Below are 9,135 nucleotides of genomic sequence, written 5' to 3' on the forward strand. Positions count from 1 at the left end.
AACGAAAAATAGGGCGTTTCGGCTTTTAGAAGTTAGCTTGACCGAACAAGATTCTGTACGGTTTTCCTCCCTTGTCCTCTTGTCCCCCTTGCCCTCCTTGTCTTGTCCCAACCATAAAATAAAAAACCTACACCTGTAAGGAGATCCCCCCTAGCCCCCCTTAATAAGGGGGGAACAGTAAGTAGGTGGGGATAATTAAAGTTAACGGTTGAGATTAGGGAACACCTCGGCTTCGCTCGGTGTGTAACAGGGAACACCTCGACTTCGCTCGGTGTGTCACAGGGAACAGTAAGGGTTTAACATAACTTTGTCAGGTTGAGGTTATTTCCACCAACCTCCTTAAGCCCCCCTTTTGAAGGCTCCTTAAGCCCCCCTTTTGAAGGGGGGTTTGGGGGGATCGATTGAATATTAAATGAAGCGAGATAAGATAAGTGTAAACCAGCACTTACCCAATCCATGACCAACCTAAACAAACCGATTCAACTCTCCCACCAACGCCTAGAATCCTTGTTCAACCGGATCAATCAAGCGGTGGATCAACCCGAAATTCTGTCAACGCTTCTAGAGGAATTTTCGATCACATTAGAGGAACTCGAGCAGCAACAGCAGGAGTCAGCCACCACAAATAATGCCAGTCAAATCGAACTCCAGCATTACCGAGAGTTATCTTCTTGTGGGGGTCTGGGGGAGCTATAATACCCACGCCATAATCTTTGACGCAAGCGTTGGGATGCCTTCACTCCCCCAGGTTAATTTAAGGGGTTCAATACCCCTTAAATTAACATTTAAAGTTACACAGTTAGCTGGTAAACACAGTATAATAGGGGTATGCTTACATTTAACTATCGTTACCGAATCTACCCAGATACCGCTCAAGAACAGCAATTGTTTGAGTGGATGGAAACTTGTCGCCGTGCCTACAACTATGCACTGGGGGAGATAAAAGATTGGTGCAATAGTCGCAAATGTTTGATTGATAGATGCTCTTGGGAAAAAGAGTACATCATTCCAGTAGATGTCCCATTTCCCGGTGAGATACAACAGCTTAACAATTTACCAAAAGCTAAAAAGGAATTCCCCAGGTTAAAAGAAGTTCCCTCTCAAGTCCTTCAGCAAGTGATAAAGCAATTGCATAAAGGCTGGGACTACTTTAAATCTCGTGGGTTTGGCTTTCCTAGGTTTAAAAAGGTCGGACAGTTTAAGTCGTTACTGTTCCCTCAGTTTAAGGAGAATCCAGTAACGAACCTTCATATCAAACTGCCAAAACTGGGGACAGTCCCAATCAACCTGCACCGCCCTATTCCATCTGGCTTTACGGTTAAGCAAGTGCGAATTACAAGGAAAGCCGATAAATGGTATGCATGTATCAACATCCAATGTAATGTCAGCGTCCCCGACCCAAAACCCCATGGACACCCAATTGGGGTAGATGTGGGACTAGAGAAGTTTTTGGCTACCAGCGATGGCGTTGTTGTCAAGCCGCCTAAGTTTTTTAATACTATGCAAAGTAAGCTGAAATTGCTACAACGCAGGTTATCTAGGAAAACAAAGTCGTCAAAGAACTACGAAAAACAGCGTCTTAAGGTAGCTCGACTTCACCACCACATTGATAACACCAGGAAAGATTTTCACTTTAAGCAAGCTCACGCCCTTTGTGATGCTGGTGATATGGTTTTCATGGAAGACCTTGATTACCGTATCACCGCCAAAGGGTTCCTTGGCAAACAGATGTTGGATGGCGGTTTTGGTCAATTTCGTACCATTACCCAATATGTGTGTTGGAAGCGTGGAAAGTTTTTTGGTGTTGTAAATGCCAGAGGTACTTCTCAGGAGTGTCCTGAATGTAAGGGTGAAGTCCAAAAAGACCTGAGTGTTCGGATACATAATTGCCCTCACTGCGGCTACAAAACTGATAGGGATGTTGCCAGCGGTCAGGTCATCAGAAACCGAGGGATAGAGTTAATTAGTACCGCAGGACTTGTGGGAAAGGAAACTGCCTGTGCAGCCGATCTACCGGGGGTTGGTGAAAACCAAAACCAATCTAGGCAAGTGGCGCAACCCCGAAAGGGAGTAACCAGGAAATCTTCAAAGTGATTTGAGGAAGCCTACACCATAATCTTTGATTTGGTGTAGGAGGATGTCACAGCAAAGCCGACGTTGAAAAACTAGAATTTAATCCTACTCTTGTCGATTTAAGCGAATTTTGCCATAATTTGGTCGATGAATTGCACTTAGAAGCCGCCAATCAACAGAGAATTCGGTTTAAGTGTAACGAGGATGACATTTGCGGCAATTTTGACCCCAAACTGCTGCGGCAAATGCTGAGTAACTTACTCACCAACGCGCTGAAATACTCACCCAAGGGTGATCCCGTGGACTTAGAACTCAATGGTGAGGAAAATCAAGCTATACTTTTAGTGCGCGATCGCGGCATCGGCATTCCCGCCAATGACCAAATTCATCTGTTTGAACCCTTCCATCGCGCCCAGAATACAGGTACAATAAACGGGACTGGACTAGGACTCGCGATCGTCAAAAAAGCCGTCGATTTGCATCAAGGCACAATTTATGTCCAAAGTGAGATTGACGTAGGTACGACATTTACCATCAACTTACCACTCCTAAACGCAAAAAAATTCGAGTCGGGACACGACAAGTCGTGTCCCGACTAAAGGTGATACAACTATTGTGTGTGAAATCATCAAAAAAACTTAATCGTCCTCTAGTCAGAAGAATCTGATGCTAAAAACTAATATAATCAAACGCAGAACAGGCTGTATAGACCTCTTATTTTAACTCTAACTCATACTTATTTAACCAAATCATCAACCTGTCGCCCCCAAAATTCCCTGTTCCCTGTTCCCTGTTCCCTGTTCCCTGTTCCCTGTTCCCTGTTCCCTATTCCCTCTGCCTAGATAACCATGAATAATAACCAATCCGCAAAAAAAAACTAAATATATCCTCCGACAGCTTAACCGAAGCAATTAACGATCATATTCAAAACGCCAAAGAACGCTTAGCCCAGGCACAACCTGAGGTTAGCATGTCAGCCGAACAATGTTCAATTAAGCTAGCCGAAACCGTTACCGAACTCTCAGCCACCCTCGAAGAACTCCAAGTCGCCGTCGAAGAAATCCACGAACGGAATGAAGAACTCTCCGCAGCGCATCAAGCCACAGAAGAGGAACGCCGAAAATATCAAGAACTCTTTGAATTCGCCCCCGACGGCTATCTAATCACCACCGCATCCGGGGTAATCCAAGACGCCAACCAAGCCGCCGCCACCCTGTTAAATATAGACAAACAGCGTCTCATCGGCAAACCCCTCACCGCATTTGTCACCAAGGCGAGCAGACCCACCTTTCGCAGCCAACTCAACCGACTCACCCACATCTCCTCCCCCGACTTTCCCACCACCCTACTCTACCGAGACTGGGAACTATCCATGCAACCGCGCCAGATTGAACCCTTCCCAGCAGACATTTCTGTTTCTGCCATCCTCAACCCCCAATCTGAAATCGTGGGATTGCGCTGGTTAATTCGAGACATGACCTATCGCCATCAAGTCGAAAGCCTACGCCAACAACTAGAAGCCGAAAAAGAATTCAGCGAACTCAAATCCCGCTTCATCCAAACCGTCTCCCACGAATTCCGCACCCCCCTAAACATGATTTACGTCTCGGCGCAACTCCTCGCCCGTTCTCACGACAACTTAAGCGAAGAAAAATGCAATCAATTATTGCAACGAACCGATAAAGCCGTGCGCCGAATTACCAAAATACTCGATGACGTTCTCGTCTTCAGCAAAGCCAGCGCCGACAAACTCGAACTCAACCCCACCTTACTCGACTTAGAACAATTCTGCGAAACCATCATCGAAGACTATCAAGTCATCGCCGGTAGCAGCAAAACCCTACAACTCAACACCCCCGGAACCCACCACAGCGTTTGCCTCGACGAGAAACTCCTCTATCAAATACTCGGCAACCTCTTATCCAACGCCATCAACTACTCCCAGCCCAACAGCACCATAACCCTAACCCTAAGCTACCCAGATCATACAGTATGCTTTCAGATCCAAGATCAAGGAATCGGCATACCAAGAGAAGACATCCCCCGACTCTTTGACGCCTTCCACCGAGCGAGAAACGTCAGCAACCTACCCGGAACCGGACTCGGCTTATCCATCGTCAAAAAAGCCATAGACCTCCACAGCGGAACCATCAGAGTCGAGAGTGAAGTCGGCATCGGCACCACCTTCATCGTCACCCTACCCTTAGGTTTGTAGTTTGGGCTTTAGCCTATCAACGCAAAACCAAGCAAACTATCCTGTAAAATAATCAAACCTCCCCCACCCAACCCCCATTCGTCGTTCGTCGTTCGTAGTTTGGGCTTTAGCCTATCAAAGCCAAACCAAGCAGATTACCATCAAGCATAAATCAAACGTAACCAACCCAACCCCCATTCGTCGTTCGTCGTTCGTCGTTCGTCGTTCGTAGTTTGGGCTTTAGCCTATCATCGCCAAACCAAGCAAACTATCCTGTAAAATAATCAAACCTCCCCCACCCCAAAACCCGATCAAACCAAACAAACCGAGTGTACAAACAACTAACCCTAGAACTTGCCAACAATCCCCAACCATCCCCCCAAACCATCACTCATCCCACAGGATATTCAGGCTGGTACAGACTACACAAATACTGGGGCAAAAAACCCCACGAACCCCTCGCCCTAGCCATCCAACAACTCACCCAAGAAAACGATATCATCCTAGACCCCTTCGTCGGTTCCGGCATAGCCGCCCGCGAATCCCGACTGCGGAAACGTCGTTTCATCGGAATAGACATCAACCCCATCGCCACCGAACTCACCAAACTCCTCATCTCCCCACCCGATTACCCCCTCATCCGCGAAGCCTTCCTATCCCTAGAAAAAACCCTCAAACCCCAAATCAACCAAACCTATCAACTCAACGATGGAAGAATCGCCTCCCACTATCTTTGGCAAAACAACCAATTACACCAAATTTGGTTATCCGGTAATCGCAGCACCACCCGGTTGGTACTCCCCCCCACACCCGAAGACATTCAACTCATCCAAACCTTTTCAACCTACAAAAGCAGAACCATTCGTCCCCCTAAATTCTTCGCCAACAGCCGCATAAACGCCACCCCCCAACTCACCCTATCCGACCTCATCACAGGTCGCGCCCAACATAACCTCGACTTAATCATCAACCAAATTAACCAACTTCCCCAAGCCGCCCAACCCGCCATGAAGCTATGCCTAACCGCAGCCTCTGGACAAATGACCAAGATGGTATTCGCCGTTACAGGCAGAGGCAAAACCAACGGGAATCCCTCAAAAAAAACAGAAGTCGGGAGTTGGGTAATTGGCTACTGGCGACCCCCATTACACTTTGAAGTAAACGTTTGGAACTGTTTCGAGCGGCGCGTTACCAAACTCTTAAACGCGATCAAAAACGGTGATCCCTTGCAAGGTACTACTATCAGTGAAACCCTCGATCAATTCTACCAAAACAACGCAAAATGTAGCATCATCTGCGCCCCTTGTCAACAGGAACTCAAGCACCTGCCCAAGCAATCAATCAACCTAATTATAACCGATCCCCCACACAGCGATCGCATTCCCTACCTAGAACTCAGTGAACTGTGGAATAGCATCTTAGGAATTGAACCCAACTTTGACTCAGAAATCGTCATCTCAAACGCCAAAGAACGCGCCAAAACTGCCACCCTCTACAATCAAACCATGAGCGCCTTCTTAACCGACTGTTCCGCCATCCTACGAGACGACGGCTTCCTCGTCTTACTTTATAATGCCAGACAACAGAAACACTGGGCATTTATCAAACAACTCATAGACACCTCACAACCATCATCAAACCTAAACTACCTCGGACAATTCCCCTGTAACTATTCAGCCCGTTCCGTCGTCCAAGACAACCGAAAAGGGAGTCTTAAGCATGATGTTGCCCTAGTTTTCGGCAACCCTAACGCTGATTTAAACAAAATTTCGCGATTGAAAAGCATTCGCGGTTGGTCAGATACTTTTCCCCATTAGCCAAACATTAACTCGATGGACTTTGAGACAGCACAAGCCTGGTTTCGAGACAATCGCATCAGAGAATTATCCCAAACCAATGACGGGCTACGTTTTCTTAAACTACGTTCATTATCGCGCCGTGAACACTTATACCAATTATTCGCATTCGCCGCTTTAACCCCCCAATCCAACTCAGCACGAGATTTATTAAAAGAAGCCTTTAATACCACCTCGATTAATGACACCATCATTAATTCCACCATCCAACAAATTTACGCCTCAGAGCGAGAAACACGTCGTCAACAAGAGCCAGAACTCGTCAATCAACTCTATCGTCTAGAAACTTTTGACTGGGGTGGTTTGCATCAAAATAGCCTGGAAAGAACAATTATAGACAACTACGTTAAGAAAATCCATAACTATGACCAACTCTCAAACAGTATTGAGAATGAGCTTCACCATAGTATGCGAGGTTACGTTTTATGTTCATGGTACAACCATTGGACATCAATAATAATTGAAGACATTTTCCGTGATCATGCTCAAGTATTACCTGCGGTAGGCTTAATCAAAAAAATAGACTTTTTTATAAATAATGTTCCTTTTGACCTGAAAGTTACTTATTTTCCTGAAGGATACATCAAACAATACCGTCGTTCAGAAAACAAGCGTCCAGAACTTACACGATTGAAACAATGGGCGCGTCAGCATCAAGTCACATTTAGCCCTAATCTTCCTGACAGTCAATTACTCTCAGACTTATGGAAAAAAGCCAGTGATCATCCCGCCGAAGACACCCAAACCTTACTCTCTGAACTCACGAATTTTCGGCAAAAACTGATTCAACAAGCAAAGACAAACCCCAATAATCTAATCAAATGGCTGTACGAAAATCAAGGTATCCGTCGATTTGACGCCTCGAATCGCTTATTCTTAGTTCTCATTGACCCCTCAGACTTCTTTCAATCCTGGAAATTGAAACGCGCCAAACCGCTTCTCGACGCTAGAATAACAGCTTACTTAGATAAAATCTCTTCATCTCCCGGACGAACCTTAAACTTCACCTGGGAAGGAAAAAACTACACAGTAATATCAGACGCAATAATCATTACTAAACCACCAGGATAACATCGTTCGTAGTTTGGGCTTTAGCCCATCAACGTAACAGCGAACATACCAACGTAAAACATACATTCAACCTTAACAAAGGGCGGGTTTTGCCACAAACAGTATCAGCAAAATTCCCAATTCAATCCCTAAACCCGCCCCGACAAATCCCCCTGCTTACCCATCAACCGTTGCACACTCACCAACGCCCGATTCAACTCATACCCCCTCCCTTGCGGATGCGCCAAATACGCCAACTGTTCCTCCTCAATCATCTGCACATCCTGACGCACCAACCCATCCAACAACCCCTGCGCCGAACCAAACAAACTATCCTTAATCCACCGCCGAAACCAAACCGGTAACTTATGCAACCGCCAAAACGCATTCAGCGACGTAAAATGAACCAAATAGGCGCGAGTCTCCCTTAAATTCACCGGACATAATAAACAATAAATCCTAAAATCCTCCCCCAAACTCGACACCCAATGGGGATAAACATAACTCACATCCAACGGTTCCGGATGCAAACGCCGCAGCGCCGGAAAAAACAACTGAGAAATTGACCAAATCTTATCAATCTTATAATAACTCTTCGCCTGATAATGAGCATTTACCCGATAGTCATCCTCATGGATATCCACCAAAACCGGATCAGCCCACGCTTGTAAATCCTGATGCAAATGCCCATGATACATATCCATCAAATTCTCAATTAAAAACGAATAATGGGCATTACAGTCAATCCGAGAAACCGTAGCAATATAATTCAGATCCTCCCACTCCGGGAGTCCCATCGGTTGTCGAATGTTCCTATCCCCCTCCCCTGGAAACAGCCAAATAAACCCATCTTTTTCCCGCACCGGATAAGCCCGAATTGCACAATTCGGCAATTTTTGATTTTCGGCTAAATAGGGAACAAAAACACAATTTCCCGTTGTCTTAAACTGCCATCCGTGATAGGCGCATTCTAACAAATCTCCCTTAACTTGACCATGACTCAATTGCACCTGGCGATGGGGACAACGGTTTTCTAAGGCATGAATTTCACCCGTACTATCGCGAAAAATAACAATATTTTGATGCCAAAGGGTGACGCCGATAGGTTTAGATTTCACCTCATCGCTACGGGCGACAACATACCAATGATTGAGATTAATTCCAAGTTGGCGAATATCTAAATTGGTCATACTAAGTCACAATTCAATTGTAGTTATAATTTAATTGTAGGGGCAGGTTTAGGAATTGTAGGGGCGGATTTATCCATTGTAGGGGCGGATTTATCCATTGTAGGGGCGGATTTATCCATTGTAGGGGCGGGTTTATCCATTGTAGGGGCAGGTTTAGGAATTGTAGGGGCGGGTTTAGGAATTGTAGGGGCGGGTTTAGGAATTCAACTCAGCTATCTCACCACTAACGGAACAGCAAAACCCGCCCTACCTCACCACTAACCGAACAGCAAAACCCGCCCTACCTCACCACTAACCGAACAGCAAAACCCGCCCTATCTCACCACTAACGGAACAGCAAAACCCGCCCTACCTCACCACTAACCGAACAGCAAAACCCGCCCTATCTCACCACTAACCGAACAGCAAAACCCGCCCTATCTCACCACTAACGGAACAGCAAAACCCGCCCTATCTCACCACTAACGGAACAGCAAAACCCGCCCTATCTCACCACTAACGGAACGTTCAGCTAATTTACCATTTCACCATTTTAGCTGTGCCACGCCACTACCTTGACACAGCTAAAATTGTGGGATAGATTTGGCGGTGAAATCGGGCGCATGCCATGCGCCCCTACAATTCTAATCCACCAAATAAGGTGTGCCACGCCACTACCTTGACACAACTAAAATTGTGGAATAGATTTTATCATTGAATCGGGCGCAAGTCTTTGCGCCCCTACGGTTTCGGGGTTCCATTCTAATTCATCAAATAAGGTGTGCCACGCCAC

7 protein-coding genes are annotated in these 9,135 nt (G+C 46.1%); 6 read left to right on the top strand and 1 reads right to left on the bottom strand.

Features of this window, described 5'->3' with window-relative positions; translation table 11 throughout:
- The first annotated feature begins 456 nt into the window (after window positions 1-456).
- The 6 genes from RIE73_RS21885 to RIE73_RS21910 all read left to right on the top strand — a co-directional run bounded on the left by RIE73_RS21885 (window position 457) and on the right by RIE73_RS21910 (window position 7,194).
- Window positions 457-696, top strand: coding sequence for a hypothetical protein (locus RIE73_RS21885; RefSeq protein WP_446403199.1), 240 nt, complete (start codon window positions 457-459; stop codon window positions 694-696).
- 132 nt (window positions 697-828) lie between these two features.
- Window positions 829-2,094, top strand: coding sequence for an RNA-guided endonuclease InsQ/TnpB family protein (locus tag RIE73_RS21890; protein ID WP_446403200.1), 1,266 nt, complete (start codon window positions 829-831; stop codon window positions 2,092-2,094).
- A gap of 119 nt (window positions 2,095-2,213) precedes the next feature.
- A complete protein-coding gene (locus RIE73_RS21895; protein ID WP_446403201.1) occupies window positions 2,214-2,672 on the top strand; it encodes a sensor histidine kinase in 459 nt (152 codons plus the stop codon).
- A 371-nt stretch (window positions 2,673-3,043) separates the two neighbouring features.
- Window positions 3,044-4,288 (top strand): ATP-binding protein, encoded by a 1,245-nt coding sequence (locus RIE73_RS21900; protein WP_446403202.1) that lies wholly within the window; start codon window positions 3,044-3,046, stop codon window positions 4,286-4,288.
- 308 nt (window positions 4,289-4,596) lie between these two features.
- Window positions 4,597-6,084, top strand: coding sequence for a DNA methyltransferase (locus RIE73_RS21905; protein ID WP_446403203.1), 1,488 nt, complete (start codon window positions 4,597-4,599; stop codon window positions 6,082-6,084).
- Window positions 6,085-6,099: 15 nt separating this feature from the next.
- Window positions 6,100-7,194, top strand: coding sequence for a hypothetical protein (locus tag RIE73_RS21910; protein ID WP_446403204.1), 1,095 nt, complete (start codon window positions 6,100-6,102; stop codon window positions 7,192-7,194).
- A 128-nt stretch (window positions 7,195-7,322) separates the two neighbouring features.
- Here the strand turns inward: RIE73_RS21910 and RIE73_RS21915 are convergent, their stop codons facing one another.
- Window positions 7,323-8,363, bottom strand: coding sequence for an aromatic ring-hydroxylating dioxygenase subunit alpha (locus RIE73_RS21915; RefSeq protein ID WP_446403205.1), 1,041 nt, complete (start codon window positions 8,361-8,363; stop codon window positions 7,323-7,325).
- Window positions 8,364-9,135 lie beyond the last annotated feature (772 nt).

Source organism: Coleofasciculus sp. C1-SOL-03, from assembly GCF_040220555.1.
GTDB lineage: Bacteria > Cyanobacteriota > Cyanobacteriia > Cyanobacteriales > Coleofasciculaceae > Coleofasciculus.